General features: G+C 51.3%; 22 protein-coding genes. 11 read left to right on the forward strand and 11 right to left on the reverse strand.

Annotation, left to right across the window (positions count from 1 at the left end):
* The 4 genes from ACTS9Y_RS10960 to ACTS9Y_RS10975 are packed head-to-tail and all read left to right on the forward strand — an operon-like array spanning position 1 to position 4,237.
* Entirely contained in the window at positions 1 to 1,077 is a 1,077-nt protein-coding gene (locus ACTS9Y_RS10960) for a glycosyltransferase WbsX family protein (RefSeq protein ID WP_442585962.1), read from the forward strand.
* The gene (locus ACTS9Y_RS10965; protein WP_442585963.1) at positions 1,074 to 2,120 is read left to right on the forward strand and encodes a hypothetical protein; all 1,047 of its coding nucleotides are present in this window, start codon (positions 1,074 to 1,076) and stop codon (positions 2,118 to 2,120) included. The genes ACTS9Y_RS10960 and ACTS9Y_RS10965 overlap by 4 nt, the downstream gene beginning before the upstream one ends.
* Positions 2,121 to 2,124: 4 nt before the next feature.
* Positions 2,125 to 2,721, forward strand: coding sequence for a methyltransferase domain-containing protein (locus ACTS9Y_RS10970; RefSeq protein ID WP_442585964.1), 597 nt, complete (start codon positions 2,125 to 2,127; stop codon positions 2,719 to 2,721).
* A complete protein-coding gene (locus tag ACTS9Y_RS10975) occupies positions 2,714 to 4,237 on the forward strand; it encodes a hypothetical protein (RefSeq protein WP_442585965.1) in 1,524 nt (507 codons plus the stop codon). The genes ACTS9Y_RS10970 and ACTS9Y_RS10975 overlap by 8 nt, the downstream gene beginning before the upstream one ends.
* Here ACTS9Y_RS10975 and ACTS9Y_RS10980 read toward each other — a convergent pair.
* The 9 genes from ACTS9Y_RS10980 to hrcA all read right to left on the reverse strand — a co-directional run bounded on the left by ACTS9Y_RS10980 (position 4,234) and on the right by hrcA (position 12,442).
* Positions 4,234 to 4,953 carry a toluene tolerance protein gene (locus ACTS9Y_RS10980; protein WP_442585966.1) on the reverse strand — a complete coding sequence of 240 codons (720 nt, stop codon included), beginning with the start codon at positions 4,951 to 4,953 and terminating at the stop codon, positions 4,234 to 4,236. The genes ACTS9Y_RS10975 and ACTS9Y_RS10980 overlap by 4 nt on opposite strands.
* The gene (gene waaF / locus ACTS9Y_RS10985) at positions 4,950 to 5,975 is read right to left on the reverse strand and encodes a lipopolysaccharide heptosyltransferase II (RefSeq protein WP_442585967.1); all 1,026 of its coding nucleotides are present in this window, start codon (positions 5,973 to 5,975) and stop codon (positions 4,950 to 4,952) included. The genes ACTS9Y_RS10980 and waaF overlap by 4 nt, the downstream gene beginning before the upstream one ends.
* Positions 5,972 to 7,444, reverse strand: a complete 1,473-nt coding sequence (gene rfaE1 / locus ACTS9Y_RS10990; protein ID WP_442585968.1) for a D-glycero-beta-D-manno-heptose-7-phosphate kinase — start codon at positions 7,442 to 7,444, stop codon at positions 5,972 to 5,974. Before rfaE1 ends, waaF begins: the two co-directional genes overlap by 4 nt.
* On the reverse strand, positions 7,444 to 8,004 hold the full coding sequence (gmhA, locus tag ACTS9Y_RS10995) for a D-sedoheptulose 7-phosphate isomerase (protein ID WP_442585969.1): 561 nt from the start codon (positions 8,002 to 8,004) through the stop codon (positions 7,444 to 7,446). Before gmhA ends, rfaE1 begins: the two co-directional genes overlap by 1 nt.
* An 82-nt stretch (positions 8,005 to 8,086) precedes the next feature.
* The gene (rfaD, locus tag ACTS9Y_RS11000; protein WP_442585970.1) at positions 8,087 to 9,076 is read right to left on the reverse strand and encodes an ADP-glyceromanno-heptose 6-epimerase; all 990 of its coding nucleotides are present in this window, start codon (positions 9,074 to 9,076) and stop codon (positions 8,087 to 8,089) included.
* Between the two features lie 127 nt (positions 9,077 to 9,203).
* Complete coding sequence (gene hemH / locus ACTS9Y_RS11005; RefSeq protein WP_442585971.1) at positions 9,204 to 10,259, reverse strand: ferrochelatase; 1,056 nt, start codon at positions 10,257 to 10,259, stop codon at positions 9,204 to 9,206.
* A 139-nt stretch (positions 10,260 to 10,398) separates the two neighbouring features.
* Complete coding sequence (locus ACTS9Y_RS11010) at positions 10,399 to 10,893, reverse strand: FxDxF family PEP-CTERM protein (RefSeq protein ID WP_442585972.1); 495 nt, start codon at positions 10,891 to 10,893, stop codon at positions 10,399 to 10,401.
* Between the two features lie 182 nt (positions 10,894 to 11,075).
* A complete protein-coding gene (locus tag ACTS9Y_RS11015; RefSeq protein WP_442585973.1) occupies positions 11,076 to 11,291 on the reverse strand; it encodes a glycine zipper 2TM domain-containing protein in 216 nt (71 codons plus the stop codon).
* 134 nt (positions 11,292 to 11,425) lie between these two features.
* Complete coding sequence (gene hrcA / locus ACTS9Y_RS11020) at positions 11,426 to 12,442, reverse strand: heat-inducible transcriptional repressor HrcA (protein WP_442585974.1); 1,017 nt, start codon at positions 12,440 to 12,442, stop codon at positions 11,426 to 11,428.
* Between the two features lie 102 nt (positions 12,443 to 12,544).
* On the opposite strand from hrcA, the gene ACTS9Y_RS11025 reads away from it, so the two are divergent.
* Genes ACTS9Y_RS11025 through ACTS9Y_RS11035 form a run of 3 tightly spaced genes read left to right on the forward strand, consistent with a single transcriptional unit; the run spans position 12,545 to position 15,520 of the window.
* On the forward strand, positions 12,545 to 13,414 hold the full coding sequence (locus tag ACTS9Y_RS11025) for an NAD(+) kinase (RefSeq protein WP_442585975.1): 870 nt from the start codon (positions 12,545 to 12,547) through the stop codon (positions 13,412 to 13,414).
* Between the two features lie 24 nt (positions 13,415 to 13,438).
* Entirely contained in the window at positions 13,439 to 15,100 is a 1,662-nt protein-coding gene (gene recN, locus ACTS9Y_RS11030) for a DNA repair protein RecN (RefSeq protein WP_442585976.1), read from the forward strand.
* Between the two features lie 45 nt (positions 15,101 to 15,145).
* Positions 15,146 to 15,520 (forward strand): VOC family protein, encoded by a 375-nt coding sequence (locus ACTS9Y_RS11035; protein ID WP_442585977.1) that lies wholly within the window; start codon positions 15,146 to 15,148, stop codon positions 15,518 to 15,520.
* A gap of 60 nt (positions 15,521 to 15,580) precedes the next feature.
* On the opposite strand, the gene ACTS9Y_RS11040 is transcribed toward ACTS9Y_RS11035, so the two are convergent.
* The gene (locus ACTS9Y_RS11040) at positions 15,581 to 16,102 is read right to left on the reverse strand and encodes a DNA-deoxyinosine glycosylase (RefSeq protein ID WP_442585978.1); all 522 of its coding nucleotides are present in this window, start codon (positions 16,100 to 16,102) and stop codon (positions 15,581 to 15,583) included.
* Positions 16,103 to 16,166: 64 nt separating this feature from the next.
* Positions 16,167 to 16,586, reverse strand: a complete 420-nt coding sequence (gene fur, locus ACTS9Y_RS11045) for a ferric iron uptake transcriptional regulator (RefSeq protein ID WP_442585979.1) — start codon at positions 16,584 to 16,586, stop codon at positions 16,167 to 16,169.
* A 171-nt stretch (positions 16,587 to 16,757) separates the two neighbouring features.
* Between fur and ACTS9Y_RS11050 the strand changes: the two genes are divergently transcribed.
* The 4 genes from ACTS9Y_RS11050 (at position 16,758) to carB (ending at position 24,500) form a co-directional block, all read left to right on the forward strand.
* Entirely contained in the window at positions 16,758 to 19,109 is a 2,352-nt protein-coding gene (locus ACTS9Y_RS11050; RefSeq protein WP_442585980.1) for a L,D-transpeptidase Cds6 family protein, read from the forward strand.
* A 40-nt stretch (positions 19,110 to 19,149) separates the two neighbouring features.
* The gene (gene dapB / locus ACTS9Y_RS11055) at positions 19,150 to 19,956 is read left to right on the forward strand and encodes a 4-hydroxy-tetrahydrodipicolinate reductase (RefSeq protein ID WP_442585981.1); all 807 of its coding nucleotides are present in this window, start codon (positions 19,150 to 19,152) and stop codon (positions 19,954 to 19,956) included.
* A gap of 189 nt (positions 19,957 to 20,145) precedes the next feature.
* Positions 20,146 to 21,285 (forward strand): glutamine-hydrolyzing carbamoyl-phosphate synthase small subunit, encoded by a 1,140-nt coding sequence (carA, locus tag ACTS9Y_RS11060; RefSeq protein ID WP_442585982.1) that lies wholly within the window; start codon positions 20,146 to 20,148, stop codon positions 21,283 to 21,285.
* On the forward strand, positions 21,285 to 24,500 hold the full coding sequence (gene carB / locus ACTS9Y_RS11065; protein WP_442585983.1) for a carbamoyl-phosphate synthase large subunit: 3,216 nt from the start codon (positions 21,285 to 21,287) through the stop codon (positions 24,498 to 24,500). The genes carA and carB overlap by 1 nt, the downstream gene beginning before the upstream one ends.
* Positions 24,501 to 24,536 lie beyond the last annotated feature (36 nt).

Here is a 24,536-nt window from a genome sequence, read left to right on the forward strand (position 1 = left end):
ATGACAAACCGTCTGCTCAGCCTGGCTTATTATTTACCGCAGTTCCACGAGATTGAAGAAAACAATCGCTGGTGGGGAACCGGGTTCACCGAGTGGCAACAGCTCAATACGGCAAAAACGTATTTTGACTGGCAACAGATTCACAAGCCTGACACACCTTTCGGGGATTACAATCTGCTCAATCCAGCCGTATTCGAGTGGCAGCAATCGGTGGCACAAGCGCATGGCATCGATGGTTTTCTGGTATTTGATTACTGGTTCGGGCAGGGTAAAAAGTTACTCGAAAAGCCCATGCAACTGGTGCTCGATCAACAGCTGGATTTCAAATATGCCTTCTGCTGGGCTAACCATACCTGGTATAACAAGCGCGAAAATATCACGCTGCAGTTGCAGCAGTATCTGGGTGCAGAAGATTACACCGCTTATTTTGAGCAATTGTTGCCGCACTTCCAGTCTGACAATTACATTCTGGTAGATGGCAAACCGGTATTTTCGATTTTTAGCCCCAGGGATATCCCTGATCTCGATGTGTTTATCGAGACGTTCAACCAATGCGCAGTACAGCATGGTTTTGCTGGTATTTACTGGCTGGCAGATAACACCGAACCGCATCAGCCCTGGAAGAAATATTTCGACGGCTATAATAAGTCTGGCAGTATTTTCAAGTGGCGCAAGCGGGACAACTGGTGGTCTTATATCCGTGAAAAACTGGCGAGGACCTTCCACTTCAAGCAGCTGGGGCCATTTGTTTATCAATATCAGGGACTGGTGATTGATAACGACCCGTTGTCTGAAGACCCGCACCAGATCCCTATTGTATTCACCGGCTGGGATACCACGCCGCGGCACCTCAGGCGCGGCACTATTTTGCGCGGATTTAATCCGCAATCTTTTGCCTTGCATCTGCAACAGATTTATCTGCAATTGAGTCAGCGCCAGCAGCATTTACCGACCCAGGTAATTGTGATCAAATCATGGAACGAGTGGGCAGAAGGAAATGTGATAGAACCTGACCATATATGGCATGATGCGCTATTGAATCAATTTTTGCTGTTTACACAAAAGATTAAAAAATGATGCGTTTATCTCTGCCGAAGATAGTCAATAATTTGATCTTCAAATTACGAAAATTCAGGTATCAGACCAGGGATGAACGGTCTGAGCATACATTGACGCTGACTTATTTGTGCCCCAATGCTGAAAAAGCATCGGGCGGCGTCAAGGTGATCTACCGGCATGTGTCACTGATCAACAATATGCAGATCGCTGCTGTGAAAGCGCAGGTATTTCATCCCAAGGATGTGAATTTTCGCTGCGATGCGCCTTTTGCCAATCTGGATTTCAAGAAAAACTTCATTTTTAATAAAAAACATGAAGTATTTGTGATCCATGAGATGTGGGCTGCGCGCGAGGCGAAGATCGCGCGTGATAAAGGCATCCGCTACATCATACAAGTGCAAGGTGGCTATGATATTTTCCGTAAGGCAGATATTGCGTCTGTTTATACCGCCTACCAGCATGCGGAACTGATTACCTGCGTTTCGGATGATATTTACGCCTGCCTGGTGTTTCTTTTTCCCGAATTTGAGCAGAAGATTTACCGGTTGCATCTGTCGGTAGAAGAGAACCTGTTCAAGCCGGCCCTGCAAAAAGAGAACATCATCACTTACATGCCGCGTAAGCTGGAGAAGCATTCAACACTGGTGCTGAACTATATCGCCAGAAAGCTGCCTGCCTCGTGGACGATTTTCCCTATCCAGAACATGAACCAGCAGGCAGTCGCTGAAACCTTATCCAGATCTAAGATATTTTTATCTTTTAGCGAGCTTGAAGGCCTGGGCTTGCCACCGATAGAGGCGGCGCTGGCTGGTAATCTGGTGATAGGCTATACCGGTGAAGCGGGTAAGGAGTATTGGCTGGACGGGCAGTTTCATGAGGTGAAGTGTGGCGATATCCGCAGCTTCTCGGAGATGATACTGAACAAAATTAAAGAAATCGATAGCGGGCATTTTGATTTTAATAAGATAAAAGAGAATATCACCACCCTGCAAGACAAATACTCTCCCATCAAGGAGCTGGCTGGTTTGCGCGGATTGGTCAATCAACTCACCAGGGGGTAGTAAAGTGCACACAGCCAGACATCACCTCGACTTAGGCTGCGGCGCCAAGCCCAGGAATCCTTTTTCATATGAGGTGGTGTGTGGCATAGATCTGGTGGCGCATCCCATCCTGGCGCCAGGCGTGGAAATTAAAACGGCAAACCTGTCTGTTGATCCCATCCCTTATGCGGATAACACCTTTGATGCGGTTTCCGCGTTCGATTTTATCGAGCACATTCCACGCATACTCAATGGCGGCGAGTACGGCACCCGTTTCCCCTTTATCGAATTAATGAACGAGATCTGGCGCGTGTTAAAGCACGACGGCGTATTTTATGCCCTGACGCCTGCGTACCCCAGCAAAGAAGCTTTTCTTGACCCCACGCATGTGAATTTTATTACCGATGCAACGCATAGCTATTTTTGTGAGGGGCGTTGTTATGGCAAAAACTATGGTTTTACAGGCTTGTTTAAAGCCAAACGCGTGGCGTGGGTCTATCCAAGATTGCATTATCGTGCCAATGATGATCTTTCTACCAGGCTTAAAACCATCTTCAGAAAACTAAAATTAAAACCGCAGACCCATGTGTTATGGGAGCTGCAAGCAATCAAACATGATTAACCACCGCAAACATTTACCACTATACCTGGCCCTGGCGCTCGCTTTTATCACCTGTTGCCGCATCATCGTCATTCAGCATGGCTGGATCACCAATGACTCCATTCTCTACTTTGGCATGGCACAACATTTTGCTTTGGGTGATCCGCATCCGTTTGAAGGCTATAGCTGGGGATTCTATCCGGCGCTGATTGCGTGTCTGCATACTGTCACTGGCCTGGGCTTGCAAACCTGTGCAAACTTGCTGATCGTGGTGTTTTTTATGCTGCTGGTATGGGGGCTGATGCGCATGGTCAGCATTGCCGGGGGGAATGACTGGACCCAGTTTTATGCGGTGGTTTTGTTGTTGGGTTCTGGTTATATCGTGGGCAATATCTTACCGATGGCCAGCCGTGACCTTGGCTATTGGGCCATGATGATACACGCTGTGAACCAGCTGATCCTGTTCTATCAGCACGGGCGCTGGAAACATGCTATTTACTGGCAGATATTTGCACTGCTGGCGACATTATTCAGGATAGAGGGCGCGGTGCAGTGGCTGGTGTTGCCACTGGCCGGATTCATGATTGCACAGCATGCATCAGGGCGTTTAAAAAGAATCGCTGCGCCGTATTCACTGTTAATAGTGGGTGGCCTGATTGCGCCCTTTGTGTTACTGGCCATGCATATGAGCCTGGAAGATCTGGGCCGCGTCAAAGAGCTTTTTACCGGGTTTCAGGATATCGAGATGAATGTCACCCAGGATATCGTGCATCGCGTCGGCATCATGCGCGATGCCGTGATTGGCGAACCATTCCAGGAATACGCCTGGTTCACCTTTTTGCTGGCCTACTTCTCAATTGCCACGCTCAAATGCCTGAGCGTGGCTGGCTGGGCACCCCCATTGCTGGTGCTGGCTGAAAAACACAGCATCAAGAAAAGTGTGCAGCCGGTGGCATACCAGGTGCTGCTGTTTTTGTTGTTTGTATCGTGGGTGATAGGCTGTTTAATCACCTTCAAGGTCAACCTGTTATCAGCGCGTTATGTGGCATTGTTCGGCTTCGTACTGATTGTGTTTTCAAGTTTCGCCGTGCATAAATTATTGCATTACCCAAAAAACAATAAGGCGTATGCAAAAAAAATATTGCTGATGCTGGTGGCCCTGATCGTACTGGGCGGGTTTATCGGCAATATCAAACCCAAAAGTGCCGACTTTTATTATGAACTTGATGCCGTCGCTTATGTGAAATCCCAGTTGCCAGCAGGTCAGCAGGCCTTTTATAGCTCAGCCAAGCAGCGATTCTATGCCGATGCGCCTTATGATGGCAGATTCGATCATGAGTGGGACTATCTGGCAAAACTTGTCGCAGATGGGCGCATTGCGCAATACAGTTATCTGGTGATTAAATTTGATGACACGGCAGAAGAGCAAGCCAGGTTAAAAGCGTTTCAGCAGCAACTGGCGGGTTTTCAGCTGGATAAAACGTTCTACGGGCACAAGCATAGAAAACAGCTGCTGGTGTTTAAGCGTATTGACTAGTGTGGAGGATGCAGCAAAAAATGCTGCATTTTCTTTTTAAGTACATTGGCTTTAGATGGGCTGAGCGCCGCATGTTCAATATAACTATCCACTAGTATCGCCCAGTTCGATATGCCAAACGGTACATTCATCCTGGCATAGCGCGTCAAATGCCTGAAGCTGCGCAAACGCGTGCCGAACCAGAGTGCCCAGGGGTAGATCTTCATGTCGGCAATATCGATCAGGCCCATCTTGCCCTCAGGCGTGAGCACGATATTGCCGAAATGCAGCGAACGAAAGTGAATGCCCTTTGCATGCAACTCGGCGATAAAGGCACCCAATTGCTTGATATGCGCTACTTGCAATTGCTGCTGGTCTAGCAGGTGTTTCAGCGTATCGCCTGGCAAAGGCGCGTAATGCACGACAAAAGTGTGGCTTAACGTTTGCGCTGTTTCTGAGTCCTTCACTGCCAGCGCATCATCCAGCAGGCGCGCATCTTTTACTTGATAGCAATCGATCACTTTAAGGGTGGGAATCCCCAATGCAGCAAGTGTGCTGGCATGCTTGGCGAATCGTTGCGCGTAACCCTGGAAACGCGCCCAGCTGAAACGGTGGCGCAGGCGAAACACTTTCAGGTAATCGGCATTCGGCAACTGTAATACTTTGATGCCACGCGGGTCACGCTCAATGATACGTGCTCCGGTGAGGTGTTGGGCTGTCAGCAGCGGATAAGTCATGCCTGAGGTACTTGCGCGCTTAAAGCAAGATGCTGTATCACCCGTGCTGGCGGAATATGTTTTAAACAATTGAGGTGCCCAAGCGGGCACACACGCTCAAAGCACGGGCTACAGGATAATCCCAGATATTCAACGACCGCCTGTGGGTGCATGGGCGGCGTGTGGCTGGGGTCTGAGGAGCCATAGATCGCAATCAGCTGTTTATCCAGTGCCGCTGCCACGTGCATCAGGCCAGAGTCATTGCTGATCATGGTGTGGCAGGCCGACATTAAATCGATCGCTTCGCCCAGTTTGGTTTTTCCAGCCAGGTCTACGCAGCGTTGTTGCGTGTGTTGCTGTATCTGTGCGGTCACTGGGCGGTCTTTATCCGAACCGAACAGCCATACCTGCCAGCCTTTGCTTAACGCAGCGTTAGCCACTTCGGTATAGTATTCCACCGGCCAGCGCTTGGCCTCGCCATATTCGGCGCCAGGACACAACCCTAGCACACGGCTATGTGAAGGTGCAATACCATGTTGTTGCATCAATGCCGTGATTTTTGAACGGTCAGCGGCTAGTACAGGCAGTGGCAGTGATTGTGGAAGAACCTCATTCTTGTCGCGGCCAAGCGCCACAAAGCGTTCCACGGTTTTTTTGAGGATGGATTTATCCAGCGGCCGCATATCGTTGACCAGACCATAACGCATTTCACCTTTAAAACCGGTGCGGACGGGGATATTGGCTGCCCAGGGCAGGATGGCGGACTTCAGGCTGTTGGTCAGCAAGATCGCCTGTGTGTAACCTTTTGTGGCGAGTTGCTTGCCAAACCGGTAGCGCTCGCCTATGGCTAAATCCCCATGTTTGAAGGGCAGGGCGATCGCCTGCGTGACTTCCGGCATTCTTTCCAGCAAGGGCAAGGTCCAGGCCGGGGCTGCGACATCAATCTGGCAGTCCGGCTGGTCGATCTTCAGCTGTTTGAACAGGCTTTGTGCCAGCACCATGTCACCCACCCATGATGGGCCCATCACCAGAATCTTGTTCATGCGTGCATTTTTTTAATCAGGTTAGTGGTACTGCGGCCTTCGACCAGGTCAATCAGTGCAATCTCACCGCCCCAGGCTAACACTTCCTGGCCACCAACCACCTGGTCGGCAGTATAGTCACTGCCTTTGGCGATTACATCTGGCCGGATGGCGCGGATCAGATCCAGCGGCGTATCTTCATCAAACAAAATCACGGCATCAACAGATTCCAGCGCGGCCAGTACGCGCGCACGGTCATTCTCATTCACTACCGGGCGGGTAGGGCCTTTGAGGGCAGACACGGAGCGGTCGGTATTCAGGCCCAGCACTAATTTATCCCCACGCTTTTTGGCGCCTTCAAGATAGGTGACATGGCCTGCATGCAGTAAATCAAAGCAGCCATTGGTAAACACGATTTTTTGTCCTTGCTGCTTCCAGGCGGATACTTTTTGCAGCAAGTCCGGCAATTCGCTGACTTTATGCGCCTGGGCGCTGCCTTGCGCACTCGCAAGCGCATACACGAGGTCGGCTTTGGTGATAGGCACGGTGCCGACTTTGCCAACCACCACGCCTGCGGCAATGTTGGCCAGTGATAAACTTTCCAGGGGCGACAGGCCATGGATCAAGCCAGCTGCCAGTGTGGCGATCACGGTATCCCCGGCGCCGGAGACATCAAACACCTGTTTGGCAGTCGCGCCCAGATGTTCGGTGCGCTCGGTGATCAGGCTAATGCCTTCTTCGCCACGTGTCACTGCCAGGAAATCCAGCGATAAACTGGCTTTCAAGGCGCTGGCTTTTTCAATCAGCGCCACATCGTTGACCTGGGTATCGCAGGCCTCAGCGGTTTCTTTTTTGTTCGGTGTCAGCGCTGTTGCGCCGCGGTATTTATGATAGTTACGACCTTTGGGATCTACCAGCACAGGAATTGTCTGAGCGCGGCAATAATGAATCACGTGCTGGCAAATCTGCTCTGTGAGCAGGCCTTTGGCGTAGTCTGACAAAATGACCAGTGCCGGTTGCTGTTCAAGCGCCGCCTGAATCGCAGCAGTCACAGGGGTTGCTTCACTGGTAGTCAGCTCACTGGTGATCTCCTGGTCCAGCCGCATCATTTGCTGATGCCCACCCAGAATGCGGGTTTTGGCGATGGTCGGGCGCGCTGCCGTTTTAATCATGGCTTGCGTATCTATGCCATGCGTGTGCATGGCGTTTAATAACAATGCGGCTTCATTGTCTTCGCCTACCAGCCCTATCATGCGCGTGTGTATGCCTAACAAGGCAAGGTTGGCGGCCACATTGGCGGCACCGCCTGCACAATGCTGTTCGGATTTGATCAGTAACACCGGCACCGGTGCTTCTGGCGAGATACGGTTCACTTCGCCTATGAGATAACGATCGAGCATGACATCGCCAATGACCAGCACGTGCTGGGGCGTGTCACCAAAATGCTGCACTAATGCTGCCAGGCTGGTATTTGTTTGTGTGCCAGTCATCAGGATTCCAGGATCTCGCACAGGCTGTGACCGATGAAAATGTGGGCTTCCTGGATTCGTGCAGTCACATTCGAGGGCACCACGATATTGTATTTGCACAGATCGTTCAATTTGCCGCCACTGCCGCCGGTCAGGCCTATGGTGGTGGCGCCGATTTCATTCGCCGCCTCGATCGCCCTGACCACATTGGCACTGTTACCGCTGGTGGTGAGGCCAATCAGGATATCTTCAGGGCGGCACAAGGCTTCTACCTGCCGCGCAAAAATATAATCGTAGCCATAATCGTTGCCGACTGAAGTGAGTATGGAGGTGTCGGTGGTGAGGGCGATAGACGGCAGGCCTTTGCGCTCTTTCTTGAAGCGGCCGACGATTTCAGCTGCAATGTGCTGGCTGTCTGCCGCGCTACCGCCATTGCCACATAACAAGATCTTGCCACCTTGCTGGATACAGTCGCGAATGACAATACCCACTTCACTGATGAGGGGGAATGTGGTTTTCAAGGCCTCGAACATAGCCATATGCGCTGCATGCTCGCCTTCGAGATATTCAACATAGCTCATGATGTCGCCTTTAAATCAGTGGTTGTGTACGCATCAAATGCGGGCATGGGAATAAAATTGCAAGAGAGTAAAAGGTGCATGGTTAGCAATAAGCATCTTCTTGCATTAAATACTGTTGCACATAGTCTTTCACGCCTTCTTCCAGGCTGGTGAAAGGTTTTTTGTAACCGGCATTGCGCAGCTTTTGCATCTCGGCCTGGGTGAAATACTGGTATTTGCCCTGCAAGTCCGCCGGCATATCAATGTAAGTGATGTCCGGTTCGCGGGCCATACTGGTCATGACGCTGGTGGCCAGGTCTTTAAAGCTGCGTGCCTGGCCGGTGCCTATATTGTAAATGGCACTGGTCGCCGGTTTTTGCTTGAGGGCCGCCTCCAGGAAGTAGCCCATCACATCGGCCACATCTTTTACATAGACAAAATCGCGCAATTGCATGCCATCTTCAACGCCTGCTTTAGTGCCTTTGAACAGGCGCATGGTGCCGGTTTCACTAAACTGGTTAAAGGTGTGGAAAGCCACGCTGGCCATGCGTTCTTTATGGTATTCGTTGGGGCCATACACATTAAAGAATTTAAACCCGGCCCAGGCAGGTGGCGCAGGCTGTTTCTGTTTGACCTGTTCCAGCACCCACTGGTCAAAGAAATGCTTGGAGTAGCCATAGCCATTCAGCGGGCGTAAGCCTTCAATGCTGGCATCGTCATAACCATGCTCGCCGGCGCCATAAGTGGCGGCTGAGCTGGCATAAAAGAAAGGTACTTCATATTCGGCACACCAGGACCATAAGTCCTGCGAGTAGTGCATATTGTCAGCAACCAGTTTGTTGAAGTCACGCTCGGTGGTGGCGCTGATGGCGCCCATATGGATCACCGCAGTGACATCGTCATTGTCTTCCAGGAAATCGAACAGCTGGTCTTTGTCCAGGTACTCGGCATAATGCCTGTGTACCAGGTTTTGCCACTGGTTTTCATGGGTGATGCGGTCAACAATGATCAGGTCTTGTCTGCCGAGCTTGGTATTCAAGTGCCAGGCCATGATAGAACCTATCATGCCTGCGCCACCGGTAATAACTATCATAAATGCATGTCAGACGATGTACTTCGCATCAGGGAGTTGCTGGTACACACGTGCGCCTAGTAGAGTTTGTGTTTGAGATAGCGGGCATTATAAACCCTTATTGCAAGGCTCCCAATGCCTATGCTCGCTAGCGTGGGGCGTTTGCTGGTGCCTCTGTTGCTATCCATCCCTGTAACTGTTCCAGCGTGATGACGCGCATGGCATCTATCCAGGCAGATTCGGCATTTAATGCAGGGATATAGTGATAGTCTCCGCCGCCCACAGACTGGAACAGATGTTTCCCTTCCATGGCGATTTCTTCCAGCGTTTCCAGACAGTCGCTACTAAAGCCGGGGCAGACCACGTCTATGCGATTCAATTTTTGCTTACCGAGAGTATCCAGCGTGGTGGCCAGATAAGGTTGCAGCCACTCCTGGCGCCCAAACCGCGATTGAAATGCAATCTCGTATTGGTCAGTGGACAGGTTGAGGGACGCAGCCAGTAAACGGCCTGTTTCCAGGCATTGATAATAGTAAGGGTCACCTTTCTCCAGATGAAATTTGGGCACGCCGTGGAAGCTCATCACCAGTTTGTCTGGTTGTCCGTGCTGCTGCCAATAGTCTTTGATTTTAGTCGCCAGTGCCTGAATATAGTGAGGATGGTCGTGATAATCTTTGATGGTGCGGATGGCTGGCACGTTGCGGGTTTTAAGCAGCACACGCCAGATGGCATCCAGAGCCGCTGCCGTGCTACTGGCGGCATATTGTGGGTATAAAGGAAACACCAGAATGCGGTCACATTGCTGCGCTTTCAGCGAATCAAGTGCGCGTTTGATACTTGGTTCACCATAGGTCATGCCTAGTTCGACGGCGCATTGACCAGGCAAGTTATCCGCCAGTTGCGCCTCGAGTAAGGTTTTCTGTTGCTGCGCGTACACCATCAGCGGAGAGCCATCCTTCGTCCAGATGCTGGCGTATTTCTCGGCGGATTTTCTGGGGCGGATGACCAGAATGATGAAATGCAGGATCCAGCACCAGATGAAACGTGGGATCTCAACCACGCGCCTATCCATCAGGAATTGTTGCAGGTAAGGGCGCAAGGCGCTGGCGGTGGGCGCTTCCGGTGTGCCGAGGTTGGCCAGTAAAATGCCTACTTTGGATGGGCTTTCAGGTGTCTGCTTGGGTTCGGAGTTGTAATAAGTCATACAGTTATTTTAAGCGAATTTTGGCCGGGATAGCTAAGGAGATGCATTCATGAAGGCGATTGTGCATCGGCGTATCCGGCATGGCTAAAAAAATCCCCGCCTGAGCGGGGATTTTTACTAAAGGTTTACAGCAATGGTTTTAAACATTGTCACGCATTTTTTTGCGCGCAATCACACCCACCAGGCCCAAGCCTGCCAGCATTAAAGCATAATTGCCAGGCTCAGGGACTGCGGTCGTTGTAGAGATAGTGCCATTGTAACCAGTGGTGGCACCTGTACTATTACCAACAACGTGTAGATAATAAGTCCCGATTTGCGCACTCGTCAAAAAGCCAAAAGACACTTGGGGAATACCGTTTAAAACAGTGCCGGTAGCCACCAGGGTTTTATCTGAATCCAGCAGATTGAAAGTGTTGAACGTGAACGTATTGCTAGATGACCCGGAGATGCTGGCTACGATATTTTGAAAGCCAGTGGTGCTGAAACTAATATAGTCATCAAAGTTGGTGTCGCCGGCGAATGAGCTGCTGAACTGGTAGCCATCTCCGGAGGGTGTGGCGGCATAAGTTGCAGCATAAGCACTATTTAAAATAGTGGATAAGCCAAGCGCCAGCATTAACAAAGGTTTCTTCATACTAAACTCCTAAAACAACGGTTATAAAATCGAGCGAACACTGACACTTCCCGCGCAAATTCAGGCCAGCGCTTGCTGGCAGGCATCGCTTGAATACTCTGATGTTTGAGTGAAAGTTGAGTGTTAAATTACTGACCGATAGCTCAACCCGAGGGTTGAGCTACGCGGGATATATGTGAAGGTCACTTTTTGTTGATCTGATTACCGACCACTCCGCCGACGGCTGCGCCGCCAACAGTGCCTATTGCACTACCACCAGTGAGTACTGCACCACCCACAGCACCGATACCGGCGCCTAATGCGGTGCTTTTACCGCGAGAACTCATAGAGCCGCAGCCTGAAGTACTCAGTGCAGTCACTAATAAAATGGACCATATCAATGGTTTATGATTTTTCATTTCACCCCTCTATTCCTGTTGAATTGAACGTAAGGTGATTATGAGAATTTAGAGAGTTGAAGCGAAGAGGGGGCAGGCTGATTGTCCTGTCGGACAATTCATACATTTAAGAAAAGATTGTAAAGATAAGGAAGTTATTGATTAGAAAGGGCGTTTGACAAGAGTTTTGCCGTGATATCGACGATGGGGATGATACGTTCGTAAGCCATGCGGGTAGGGCCGATCACCCCTAATGTACCCACTACCTGCCCATCGGCTTCGTAGGGGGCGGTGATCAGGCTGCATTCATCGAGGGGCAAATAACCGCTTTCACCACCAATAAAGATTTGAATACCATCAGCGCGCTGGCTATGGTCAAGTAATTGCATGAGTGCCGTGCGGCGCTCAAAAATCTCGAACAGTTTACGCAGGCTGGTGACATTGGTAGAAAGCTCGTCGACTTGCAACAGGTTGCGCTCGCCGGAGATCACCACCGTCTCCTTGGCTGATTGTTCGGGCTGGCCGGCAGCATCAAGTGCGGCTGACATCAGCCGGTTGATATCCGCCTGTACCTGCTGTAACTCCTGCTTCAGCTTATGCTGCAGTTCATCCAGCGTTAATCCCTGGCAATGGCTGTTGACATAGTTGCTGGCAGCGATCAGTTCACTGCTGCTGAAGGCTTTTTCTGCCATCAGGATACGGTTTTGCACCTGGCCATCTTCTGTCACCAGGATGACCAGGATCTTCTTTTCACTCAGATGCAGGAATTCCATATGCTTGAGCACATTACGTGTGCGCTTGGGTGTCATCACCAGCCCGGCAAACTGCGTCAGTTGTGAAAGCATATCTGCTGCACTGCTGATCAGCTCCTGCTGGTTGGGCGAAGAAAACCCGGTTTTGAGTTGCGCCACGGCCCTATGATCCAAAGGCTGCACGGTCATCAATGAATCGACAAACAAGCGGTAGCCTTTTTTAGTGGGGATACGGCCTGAGGAGGTATGCGGGCTGGCAATAAACCCCAATTGCTCCAGGTCGCTCATGACATTGCGTATGGTCGCCGGGCTCACATCCAGGCCAGAATGTTGCAGCAGTGTGCGTGAGCCTATCGGCTGACCGCCACTGATGTAATGTTCAACCAAGGTTTTTAGTAAAATTTGCGCGCGTTTATCCACTTTTTACAGCCTTATTAACGTAGAGGGATTTTGCCCGATTTATGCTCAGGATAACAGCCCTCTGTGCTTTTCAGTTCAGGGCTTCTGTGCTTTAATGCGCGCATGCTTCCTTACTTTCGCTCGGTTGCCATTGTCGGCAAATACATGGATGAGTCAGCGCTGCAAAACATGCGCGATGACTTGACGCGGTTGGTGCAGTATCTCATGTCACAAGACCTGCATGTATGCGTAGAAGAGCAGACCGCCCGGTTTGTGCGGCATGAAGGTTTTCAACTGGCCAGCCTGGAAAATATCGGCCATAAAGCGGATCTGGTAGTGGTCATGGGCGGTGATGGTACCATGCTTAGCGTGGCCCGCGCCCTGCGTGACACCAATGTGCCGTTGATCGGGATCAACCGTGGCCGCCTGGGTTTTCTGACCGATCTGCAAACCGACAATATGCTCGGTGAGATTGAAAAGATTTTGCAGGGCGAGTACCAGCTTGAGTCGCGCATGTTGCTGCAATCGGAAGTCTCACGCGCGCAGTCGCAACAATGGCAGTCGGTCGCGTTGAACGATGTCGTGATCAAAAGCGCATTTCGCCTGATAGAGCTGGAAGTGCATGTGGATGGTAAATTCGTTTCGCGCCAGCGCTCGGATGGCCTGATACTGGCGACGCCGACAGGCACGACTGCGTATGGTTTGTCCGCCGGTGGGCCTATCATGCATCCTGACCTGCACGCCATTTCGATTGTGCCTATCAGTCCGCATACCTTGAGTTACCGTCCGATTACTGTCCCGGCAGAAAGTGTGATTGAAGTGATTATTGTGAGCGCAGCCGATGCGCAGATCAGCTTTGATGGTCAGGGCCAGCATGCCCTGATCGAAGGCGACCATATCCGGATCGCGCGCGGTGAGCAGGAAATCCAGCTGGTGCATCCTAAAACTTACTGTTATTTTGATATGTTACGTAACAAACTAAACTGGGGCTAAACCAGTCTTTAATAAAAACAAACTATGTTACAAGCCCTTTCTATTCGTGATTTTGTGATCGTTGAGTCGCTGGAACTTGAGTTCTCGGCAGGCTATACCGCACTCACCGGTGAGACCGGTGCCGGTAAGTCCATCCTGATCGATGCACTTTCACTCAGCCTTGGCGCGCGCAATGAAGGCGATGTGACGCGTAAAGGCCATGAAAAAGCCGAGATATCCACCACTTTTGATATCACGCACAATCAGGCAGCCCGTGACTGGCTGCAAGCCCAGGAAATCGATGTCGATGACACGCTGGTATTACGCCGTGTCATCTATGCCGATGGACGCAGTCGCGCGTTTATCAACGGCACCTCCGCAACCGTAGGGCAATTGCGTGACATAGGCGAAACCCTGATTGATATCTACAGCCAGAATGCGCATCACTCCTTGTTAAAAGTCGCTACCCAGCGCGAGATCCTGGATGCCTATGCACAGGCCACCCCGTTGGCGAAACAAGTGAGTGCCTTATATAAAGACTGGTTGCAATTGCACCAGCAGCAATTGGCTTATGAAAAAAATGCCAGCCAGTTTGCCGACGAACTGACAGAGCTGCGCGACAGTACCCGCGAGTTGAAACAATTGATGTTTTCTGCAGAAGAGTGGCAAACCTTGCAGCAGGAACATGTGCGCCTGAGTAACGGCGCCAGCTTGCTCAGTGGGATGGAAACCTGCTTGCAGTGGATGAGTGAAGATGGCGAAGTGAATGCGCTTGAGTTGCTTTCGCAAGTGCAGGTCAAGTTGAGTGAACTGCAAGCTATAGACGCCGGTTTACAACCGATCGCGGAAATCCTGGATTCTTCGGTGATTCAGCTGGAAGAGGCCAGCCGTGCGCTTAACCGCCATTTGCAGAAGAGTGAACTCGATCCCGAACGATTGGCAGAGATTGAAGCACGCATACAGGCCATTCACGGCGCGGCGCGTAAATATCGTGCCAAGCCGGAAGAACTGCCAGACTTGTTGACGCAACAATCGGCACGCATGCAGTCACTGGAAGGTTTCGCCGATGATGGCGCGTTAGCCAAACAGGTGGCTGCGGCGTGGCAAGCCTATCAGGCGGCAGCCACACAGCTATCTGCCCAGCGGCAACAGGCCGCCAAAAAACTGGCGCTCACCATTACAGAAGAAATGCAAACGCTGTCGCTCAAAGGTGGGCAGTTTGCAGTCGCGCTGACACCAGGCGAGGCAGCCGCCCATGGCCTGGAGCAGGTGGAGTTTCTAGTGGCCGGCCACGCAGGCGTAGAGCCGCGACCATTAAATAAAGTGGCTTCCGGCGGTGAATTGTCACGCATCAGCCTGGCCCTGCAAGTCACGACTGCCTCGCTCGGCAGTGTGCCATGCATGATTTTTGACGAAGTAGATGTCGGTATCGGTGGCGGTGTGGCTGAAGTGGTTGGCCGCTTGCTTAACCAATTGGGCCAGCAACGCCAGGTACTGGTGATCACGCATCTGGCACAAGTGGCTGCACAGGCCCAGCAGCATTTGCAGGTGAGCAAATCCGAGCTGAACGGCGCCACCTTGAGTCGTATTCGCGGCCTGAGTGTGGATGAGCGTATCGAAGAAATCTCGCGCATGATCGGTGGGTTGCAGATCACTGAAGCTACGCGTAATCACGCGCGGGAAATGCTCAAGTTAGCAACGCATTGATGCCAGGTTTTTTAAAGCATTCCATCCGGTAAATCAGGTCTTACTGTGCAGGCAACCCTTAGCACGATTATTATTTACGCCCGTGATATCCCGAAAACCGTGGCATTTTATCGCGACCATTTCGGGTTTGAAACGACCGGTGAAAGCGTAGAGGGGCTGGTGGAGTTGCGCGCCAGAAACGGCGGCGCAAATATCCTGGTGCATCAGGCCGCCAAGTCAGTCAAACTGGGGCAAGTGGGTGTGAAGCTTTCATTTGATGTGCAGGATGTCGCATTGTTTTTGCAGGCAGCGCAGGCGCAAGGTCTTGTGTTTGGCGCACTGCATCAGGCGAATGGCTACCAGTTTGCCAATACCAAAGACCCCGATAACAATTCAATCAGCATCTCCAGCCGCGCTTTTAGAACAGAGTCTTCTGTTTAATGACGGACTCTAGCTTTTCAATGGCGAAAGGCCTGCTGGTTAACCAAAAACGCCAGTTGATTAATCACGAAAATCCAGTAACGCTGACCATTTCTCCAGTTTTTTTACATAGGGAATACTGGCATTAGCCGGGCTGGTCGATGGCAACATAACGGTTGCGACCGCATGCTTTAGCTGTATATGTTTCTTGAATAAAGTGGCAGCGGCATTGCCATTGAATGCAATTGCTTTTATAGATGGGTGTTGTGCCAGCAAACCGTTAATGTCATTTGCGATCACCGTGTTTTGGGTAATGGCACTATCAAGACTGCCGGGCCGGTAAGCCGAATGACAGACATCCCAGATCGCCAGTTTTGCTGCTTTCACCTGCGCGCAGCGTGCCGCATAGTCTGCGTTGGCCGGAATTTGAAACAGCGCTTCCAGCACTCGCCAGAATGCATTTTGTTTGTGCGCGTAATACTGTTGTTGAGTTAGTGAAGCGATGCCGGGTAAGGAGCCCAGAATCAGGATGTCCGCAGAATCGCCGATAATAGGCGGGAAGCCGACTGAGTGAACGGCGGAGGTGCTCGGGATATGAGTCAAGTCTGATGGCGGTAGATCGAAAAACGAGTCAGCAGGTCACCGGCTGACTCGTCATTTTTAACGATTATTCATTGCAAGGCTGGTCTTTGCACACACCATAAATCGTCAGGGAATGATCCTGCATGGTGAAGCCATATTTTTCTGCAGCACTTTTTTGTCTTTTTTCGATCTCGTCGTCGTAAAACTCTTCAACACGGCCACATTTGATACAGACGATATGGTCATGGTGACTGCCTTCATTCAGTTCGAATACCGCTTTACCACTTTCAAAGTGGTGGCGTACCAGCAGGCCTGCCTGTTCAAATTGGGTTAATACCCGGTAAACCGTTGCCAGGCCGACATCTTCACCGTTACTGATCATGACTTTGTAGATGTCTTCAGCCGACAAATGGCGCTGCTCACTACGCTCGAACAATTCCAGGATTTTCAGGCGTGGCAATGTGGCTTTCAGGCCGGCATTTTTAAGATCTTTTGAGTCATGCATAGTGTTTTGTCCATTGTTATGTAGTCGGGCATATTTGATTGCGAAACTACGTGGTATATTAATGTTTGTTTTCAATATACCGATTATAAAGTGAATCCAATGCGTAATTCTATTTTTTTTGTGTTGGTTGTTGCGTCCTTGGGGAGTGGGTGTGGCGCAAAGCTTCCATCCATGAAGCCTTTCAAAATGGAAGTGCAACAGGGCAATGTGGTGACTTCCAAAATGTTACTCCAATTGCGCCCGGGCATGACGCGCACCCAGGTACGCTACATCATGGGGACACCGCTGATTGTAGATAGTTTCCGAGATAACCGCTGGGATTATTTTTATGAGCTGCGCAAGCAGGGCTCCGTGGTTGAAAAACGCCGGGTCATTCTCGATTTTGATAAAGATAGTTTACTGGCAGTCCGTGGTGATGTGATTCCATCTGCAGAAAATCCTGATATTAAAACCATTGTTGAAACCCCCAAGCAAAAAGTTGAAGAAGCTAAAGATGAAAGCTGGTCTGACAAGCTGAAGTTCTGGAAGGGCGATGAAGCCGCCAAGACCCAGGCGACAGGCACTGCCGCAATCGCTGCTGCACCAGCCTCTGCTACAGAAACTGCATCTGCCAATCCGGAAGTTGCAAAACCACAAGTCACAAATACCCCCGCAGAACCTGCGCCAGCCGCAGAAGCAGCTCCGGCGCCGCAAGCTGCCAAAACGGCAGAATCAGCGCCTGCAGCTATCGCGGATAACGAAGTCGTGCCTTATATTCCTGAAGGAGAATATACGGGCGCACCTACGCCACAAGATATGGCTAAAGGCAATCTGGATGCCAGCGCTAATCAGGTCACAGAAGCCAATGCGCATGCGGTAAACGAAAAAACTTTAGCTGCCAAAGCGGCTGAAACGGTGGAGCCGCCGCCGGTTTTTGAGCATGAAGCTGTAGCAGCGCCTGCGGTCGTGGCAGAGCCAGAGCCAGTATTGCCGCCACCGGTAAAAGCGCCACCTGCGCCTGCTGCTGCAAAAAGTGTGCTTGCGCCTATCAAGCCAGCAGTAGCAGCGGCACCAGTGGCCATTGCAGCGGTCGCCAAGGCTGCGCCTTCGCAATCGACACCTGCAAAATCAGCATCGGCGACTAAATCTGCAGCAGCTAAACCTGCCGTGCCACAAGCCGCTGCATCTAAGGCAACTGGCATTACGATTATTAAAACCAAAGACCCGGCTTTACTTGACGATGATGAGGTGATTCCTTTCATTGCTGAAGGGGAGTATGTTGAGCCTGTGATCCCTACCGAAGGCGACATGGTCAAAGGCAATATGGCTGAAGCCAATGCGCCAGCCATTGATGCGGAAGCGCGTCAGGTCACTGAAAAGGGTGTGGCGCCTAAGGAAAGTGGTGAAGCTGCTGAGCCAGCGCCAACTTTCATTGCCGAGCAACTGCCTGAACCAGAGCCTGAGCCGGAGTTGCCACCGCCGCCTCCAGTGAAGCCTGTGGCTAAAGCGAATCCTCCAGTCGCAGCAGCAGCTTCATTAGCAGCGGCAGAGACCACATCGACCTCCGTTTTAAAACCTGCAGCGCCACAAGCCGATAAGCTGGCACCAACTGCTGCGCCAGTCTCTGACACTGCGCCACAAGCCTCTGCAACAAGCGATGCCGGCGTCAATCAGTCAGTGGCTGCCTGGGCGCAAGCCTGGAGAAGCAAGGACGTGAATGCCTATTTCGCTGCTTACGCACCTGAGTTTGTGCCTGATGGTGTGCCAAGTAAAAAAACCTGGGAAGCGCAGCGTAAGCAGCGCCTTTCATCGAAGCAAGGTGAAATCACACTGGTGCTGAATAATCTTCAGGTACAGCGCGATGGCGGAGAGGCCGTTGTGCAGTTTGAACAGAAATATGCGGCAAAAGCCTATAAAGATGAGTTGTTGAAAACACTGGATCTGCGTTATGAACCGGCACAGAAACGCTGGTTGATCACGCGTGAACGGACTGCGCCTTTGGGTTCTGCTGCTGTCCCGGCAGTCGTTGCTTTGCCTAATAAGGCGACGGTGGCAGTACCTCCAGCTTCTGAAGAGAAGGTGCAGATTCCTGTTGAAGCTGATCCTAGCGTGGAATCTGCCATTGAAAGCTGGGCACAAGCCTGGCGTAGTAAGAACATTAATAGCTACCTCGCTGCTTATTCGCCTGAGTTTGTACCGGAAGATCTGCCGAACAAGCGCGCCTGGGAAGCGCAGCGTAAAAAACGCCTGTCGCCTAACCAGGGTAATATCAGCCTGGAAATCGATGCTGTGAATGTCACCCGTGATGGAGATAGCGCGGTTGCGACATTTACGCAGAAATACGCAGCCAAAGCTTACCGCGATGTCATGGTCAAAAAATTGCAGTTAAAACTGGATCCGGCAACGCATACCTGGCTGATCGTGCGTGAAACCGCTACCGCTGCGACAGATTTGCCAGCGGCAAAGCAGCAATTGACGACGCCTCCTGCATCTGAGGCTAGCCCTGAGCAATCAGAGGCAGCACCGGAACAAATCGGGTTTTAATTAAAACCCAGCCAACAAGAATTAGAGTATTGAGCGATTTATGTTAAAAGTAGTGATTGCAGGTGTGTCAGGCCGTATGGGGCATGCCCTGCTGGATGGTGTGTTTTCTGATAGCGGTTTGCAGCTGCATGCGGCATTGGATAGAGCTGGCAGCGCCATGCTGGGCCGGGATGCCGGTGAGCAATTTGGTAAAGTGACTGGCGTTAAAATCACCTCAGATGTGGCTTTGGCACTGCAAGGTGCAGATGTGCTGGTTGATTTCACCCGGCCCGAAGCCAGTATGCAGTATTTGCAAGCGTGCCAGCAGGCCAAGGTGAAATTGGTCATAGGCACTACCGGTTTCACTGAGGCCGAAAAATCAGCCATTGAAACCGCTGCTAAACAAACCGGCATTGTGTTCGCCCCTAATATGAGTGTGGGTGTGACCTTGCTGATCAACCTGGTGGAGCAGGCAGCCCGCGTGTTGAACGAAGGCTACGATATTGAAGTGGTCGAGATGCATCACAGGCACAAGGTGGATGCGCCTTCTGGCACTGCCTTGCGCCTGGGCGAGGCGGCGGCCAAAGGCATTGATAAAGCATTAAAGGATTGTGCCGTGTATGCGCGTGAAGGCGTCACTGGCGAACGCGAAGCTGGCACTATCGGCTTTGCGACCTTGCGTGGTGGCGATGTGGTGGGTGATCACACGGTGGTGCTGGCAGGCGTGGGTGAGCGGGTAGAGTTAACGCACAAGGCCTCCAGCCGCGCGACATTTGCACAGGGCGCTTTGCGTGCAGCCAAGTTTCTGGCTGATAAGCCTAGTGGTCTGTTTGATATGCGCGATGTGCTGGGTTTTGACAAAAACTAAGTCATTTTCGCGTATGGCCGCTCTTGAGTGACCGGTCATATTAGGCTATAATGCTGCAATTCTGAAACGGGAAGAGTCCAAAAAGCTTTTCCCGTTTTGCACATCTATTCACCGGCGTTTGAATGACTTTCAGGTGCCTGGCTGAACCCTCTAAAGGATGTGTTTCGTATCAAACTTAAGGAGCTAAAGGTGTCAAAAACAATTCCAGCGATTTTAGTCTTAGCAGATGGAACTGTTTTTAAGGGCATTAGCATTGGCGCTTCGGGTCACACGGTCGGCGAGGTAGTGTTCAACACTTCCATGACCGGCTATCAGGAAATCCTTACTGATCCTTCGTATGCCTCACAAATGGTGACGCTGACTTATCCGCATATTGGTAACTATGGTACCAATAGTGAAGATGTAGAGTCAGGCAAAGTCTATGCTGCAGGTCTGATTATTCGTGACTTGCCCTTATTGGAAAGCAATTTCCGCAGTGAACAAAATCTTTCAGACTATCTCAGCAGCAATAATGTCGTGGCGATTGCCGATATCGACACGCGCAGACTGACGCGCATCTTGCGTGAAAAAGGCGCACAGGCTGGCTGTATCATGGCCGGTGAATCTGTTGATGAGGCGCAGGCTTTGGCCTATGCCCAAGGGTTCCCGGGCTTGGCTGGTATGGACCTGGCCAAAGTGGTGAGCTGTACCCAGCCTTACGAATTCACCCAGCAGGAATGGCAGCTAGGCAAAGGCTTTAACAAACCTGCTGAGCAACAGTTCCATGTCGTTGCTTTCGATTACGGTGTAAAACAGAACATCCTGCGCATGCTGGTCTCGCGTGGCTGTAAGGTCACTGTGCTGCCAGCACAGGCAACGGCTGAACAGGCATTGTCTTACAAACCAGATGGCATCTTCCTGTCCAACGGCCCTGGTGATCCTGAGCCATGTGATTACGCCATCAAGGCGATCAAAACACTGGTGGAAACAGGTATCCCTACATTCGGTATCTGTTTAGGCCACCAGTTACTGGCCCTGGCGAGTGGCGCCAAAACCCTAAAGATGAAGTTTGGTCACCATGGCGCTAACCATCCGGTCCAGGATGTAGATAGCAAACGCGTGTATATCACCAGCCAGAACCACGGTTTTGCGGCAGATCCATCGACTTTGCCAGCCAATATTAAAATCACGCACGTCTCATTGTTTGACGGCAGCCTGCAAGGCATTGCGCGTACAGACCAGCCGGCATTCAGCTTCCAGGGTCACCCGGAAGCGAGCCCAGGCCCGCAAGAAATGAGTGTGCTGTTTGATCGCTTTATCCAGTTAATGCAAGATAGAAAGTCCAGCTAATGGCAAAAAGAACTGACATTAAAAGTATCCTGATTATCGGTGCCGGTCCGATTGTCATCGGCCAGGCCTGTGAGTTTGATTACTCCGGTGCCCAAGCCTGTAAGGCCTTGCGCGAAGAAGGTTACCGCGTGATCCTGGTGAACTCCAATCCTGCTACTATCATGACCGACCCGGAAATGGCAGATGCGACTTATATCGAGCCTATCACCTGGCAAATCGTCGAAAAGATCATTGAAAAAGAACGCCCTGACGTGTTGCTGCCTACCATGGGCGGCCAGACGGCGTTGAACTGTGCGCTGGACCTGGACAAGCATGGCGTCTTGCAAAAATATAATGTCGAGCTGATCGGTGCTTCTAAAGAAGCGATTGATAAAGCCGAAGACCGCCAGAAATTTAAAGAAGCCATGACCAAGATCGGCCTGGGTTCTGCACGTTCAGCGATTGCACATAGCCTGGAAGAAGCGCTGCAAGTACAAGCCACAATCGGCTATCCGGCGATTATCCGTCCTTCATTCACCATGGGCGGTAGCGGCGGCGGTATTGCTTACAACCGTGAAGAGTTTGTCACTATCTGCGAACGTGGCCTGGATGCATCGCCTACCAATGAGTTGCTGATTGAAGAATCACTGCTGGGCTGGAAAGAGTATGAGATGGAAGTGGTGCGCGACAAGGCGGACAACTGCATCATTATCTGTTCGATTGAAAACCTTGATCCTATGGGCGTGCATACCGGCGACAGTATCACCGTTGCCCCTGCGCAAACATTGAGCGACAAAGAATACCAGATCATGCGTAACGCCTCTTTGGCGGTGCTGCGTGAAATCGGTGTGGATACCGGTGGTTCAAACGTACAGTTTGCCATTAACCCGGATGATGGCCGCATGATCGTGATCGAGATGAATCCGCGCGTATCGCGCTCTTCTGCGCTGGCTTCCAAAGCGACAGGCTTCCCGATTGCCAAAGTGGCTGCCAAACTGGCGGTTGGCTTTACGCTGGACGAATTGCGCAACGATATTACCGGTGGCCAGACCCCGGCTTCATTTGAGCCTTCCATCGATTATGTGGTCACTAAAGTGCCACGTTTCGCGTTTGAAAAATTCCCGCAGGCCGATAGTCGCCTGACAACGCAGATGAAATCTGTCGGTGAAGTGATGGCCATTGGCCGTAGCTTCCAGGAATCATTCCAGAAAGCTTTGCGCGGCCTGGAAGTCGGCTTCGATGGACTGGATAGCGTCACTGAAGACAAAGACCGCATCGTCAAGGAAATGGGCGAGCCTGGTCCTGAGCGTATCTGGTATGTGGCGGATGCCTTCCGTCTGGGCATGAGCACCGATGAGATTTTTGATATCACCAAGATAGACCGCTGGTTTCTGGTGCAGATCGAAGAGATCATCAAGCTGGAACAATCCCTGATCGGCAAACACATTGCGGATCTGAGCAAAGAAACCGTGTTCAGGCTCAAGCGCAAAGGCTTCTCTGACCGCCGTCTGGCCAAACTGCTGGATACTGACCAGCATGCCGTGCGTGCTTTCCGTCAGGCGTTGGGTGTACGCCCGGTCTACAAACGTGTGGATACCTGCGCGGCAGAATTTGCGACTAATACCGCTTATATGTACTCGACTTATGAAGAAGAGTGCGAATCACAACCCACCAGCAACAATAAAATCATGGTGCTGGGTGGCGGTCCTAACCGTATCGGCCAGGGAATCGAGTTTGACTATTGCTGCGTGCATGCGGCATTCGCCATGCGCGAAGATGGTTATGAAACCATTATGGTTAACTGTAACCCGGAAACTGTGTCTACCGATTACGATACTTCCGACCGTCTGTATTTTGAACCGGTGACATTGGAAGACGTACTGGAAATCGTCAATATCGAAAAGCCAGTCGGCGTGATCGTGCAATACGGTGGCCAAACGCCATTGAAGCTGGCGCGTGACCTGGAAAAAGCCGGTGTGCCTATTATTGGTACCACGCCCGACGCGATTGACCGCGCCGAAGACCGTGAGCGCTTCCAGCAGATGTTGCATAAACTGAACCTGAAACAGCCGCCAAACCGCACTGCACGAGCGCCTGAAGAAGCGATTCGCCTGGCCATGGAAATCGGTTATCCGTTAGTGGTACGCCCGTCTTATGTATTAGGTGGCCGTGCGATGGAAATCGTGCACGAGCAAAGCCAGCTTGAGCGTTATATGCGCGAAGCGGTAAAAGTCTCTAACGAATCACCAGTATTGCTGGATCGCTTCCTGAATGACGCGATTGAAGTAGACGTTGATGCGCTCAGCGATGGCGAAGATGTGTTGATCGGCGGCATCATGCAGCACGTTGAGCAAGCCGGCGTACACTCTGGCGACTCGGCCTGTTCTTTGCCACCGTACAGCCTCAGTGATGAATTGCAGGATGAGTTGCGCAGCCAAACCGTGCAAATGGCAAAAGCATTGGGCGTAAAAGGCCTGATGAACGTGCAGTTTGCGGTGCAGAATACCGAACAGGGCGAAGTGGTGTATGTGCTTGAAGTCAACCCGCGTGCTTCACGGACGGTGCCATTCGTCTCCAAAGCCTGTGGTTTACAATTGGCAAAAATCGCTGCCCGCTGTATGGCAGGGCAGTCACTGAAATCACAAGGTGTGACTAAAGAAGTGATTCCACCTTACTACTCGGTGAAAGAAGCGGTTTTCCCGTTTATCAAGTTCCCGGGTGTGGATACTATTCTTGGCCCAGAAATGAAATCAACGGGTGAAGTGATGGGTGTGGGCAATACGTTTGCCGAAGCATTCGTCAAATCACAATTAGGCGCCTCGGTGAAAATGCCGACTGGTGGCCGTGCTTTTATCAGTGTGCGTAATGAAGATCACCGCAAAGTGATTGATATCGCCAAAGATCTGGTCAGCCTTGGGTTTAGCATCGTGGCGACTAAAGGTACCGCACGTGCCTTGTCCGAGCAGGGGCTGGAAGTAACGCCAGTGAACAAAGTAGCCGAAGGCAGGCCGCATATTGTCGACATGATCAAAAACAATGAGATCAGCCTGATTGTGAATGTGACAGAAGACAAAAAAGCGATTACCGATTCTTACGAGATCCGCCGTAGCGCCTTGCAAAACAAGGTGACCTACTACACGACATTGGCTGGCGCACGCGCTGCCTGTATCGGTATGGCGCAGAGTAAGGATATGGACGTGTATTCAGTGCAAGACTTGCACAAACGTCTGGCATAACTTACACTAAGGTCATTGCATTAAGAAATATTGCAC

Origin of the sequence: Methylophilus sp. (genome assembly GCF_052173275.1) — a bacterium.
Lineage (GTDB): Bacteria > Pseudomonadota > Gammaproteobacteria > Burkholderiales > Methylophilaceae > Methylophilus.

Excerpts from the sequence above, each read along its gene's own strand:
- ACTS9Y_RS10960 (WP_442585962.1), top strand. The coding sequence starts at position 1 with ATGACAAACCGTCTGCTCAGCCTGGCTTATTATTTACCGCAGTTCCAC.
- ACTS9Y_RS10965 (WP_442585963.1), top strand. The coding sequence starts at position 1,074 with ATGATGCGTTTATCTCTGCCGAAGATAGTCAATAATTTGATCTTCAAA.
- ACTS9Y_RS10975 (WP_442585965.1), top strand. The coding sequence starts at position 2,714 with ATGATTAACCACCGCAAACATTTACCACTATACCTGGCCCTGGCGCTC.
- ACTS9Y_RS10980 (WP_442585966.1), bottom strand. The coding sequence starts at position 4,953 with ATGACTTATCCGCTGCTGACAGCCCAACACCTCACCGGAGCACGTATC.
- waaF (WP_442585967.1), bottom strand. The coding sequence starts at position 5,975 with ATGAACAAGATTCTGGTGATGGGCCCATCATGGGTGGGTGACATGGTG.
- rfaE1 (WP_442585968.1), bottom strand. The coding sequence starts at position 7,444 with ATGACTGGCACACAAACAAATACCAGCCTGGCAGCATTAGTGCAGCAT.
- gmhA (WP_442585969.1), bottom strand. The coding sequence starts at position 8,004 with ATGAGCTATGTTGAATATCTCGAAGGCGAGCATGCAGCGCATATGGCT.
- rfaD (WP_442585970.1), bottom strand. The coding sequence starts at position 9,076 with ATGATAGTTATTACCGGTGGCGCAGGCATGATAGGTTCTATCATGGCC.
- hemH (WP_442585971.1), bottom strand. The coding sequence starts at position 10,259 with ATGACTTATTACAACTCCGAACCCAAGCAGACACCTGAAAGCCCATCC.
- ACTS9Y_RS11010 (WP_442585972.1), bottom strand. The coding sequence starts at position 10,893 with ATGAAGAAACCTTTGTTAATGCTGGCGCTTGGCTTATCCACTATTTTA.
- ACTS9Y_RS11015 (WP_442585973.1), bottom strand. The coding sequence starts at position 11,291 with ATGAAAAATCATAAACCATTGATATGGTCCATTTTATTAGTGACTGCA.
- ACTS9Y_RS11025 (WP_442585975.1), top strand. The coding sequence starts at position 12,545 with ATGCTTCCTTACTTTCGCTCGGTTGCCATTGTCGGCAAATACATGGAT.
- recN (WP_442585976.1), top strand. The coding sequence starts at position 13,439 with ATGTTACAAGCCCTTTCTATTCGTGATTTTGTGATCGTTGAGTCGCTG.
- fur (WP_442585979.1), bottom strand. The coding sequence starts at position 16,586 with ATGCATGACTCAAAAGATCTTAAAAATGCCGGCCTGAAAGCCACATTG.
- ACTS9Y_RS11050 (WP_442585980.1), top strand. The coding sequence starts at position 16,758 with ATGAAGCCTTTCAAAATGGAAGTGCAACAGGGCAATGTGGTGACTTCC.
- dapB (WP_442585981.1), top strand. The coding sequence starts at position 19,150 with ATGTTAAAAGTAGTGATTGCAGGTGTGTCAGGCCGTATGGGGCATGCC.
- carB (WP_442585983.1), top strand. The coding sequence starts at position 21,285 with ATGGCAAAAAGAACTGACATTAAAAGTATCCTGATTATCGGTGCCGGT.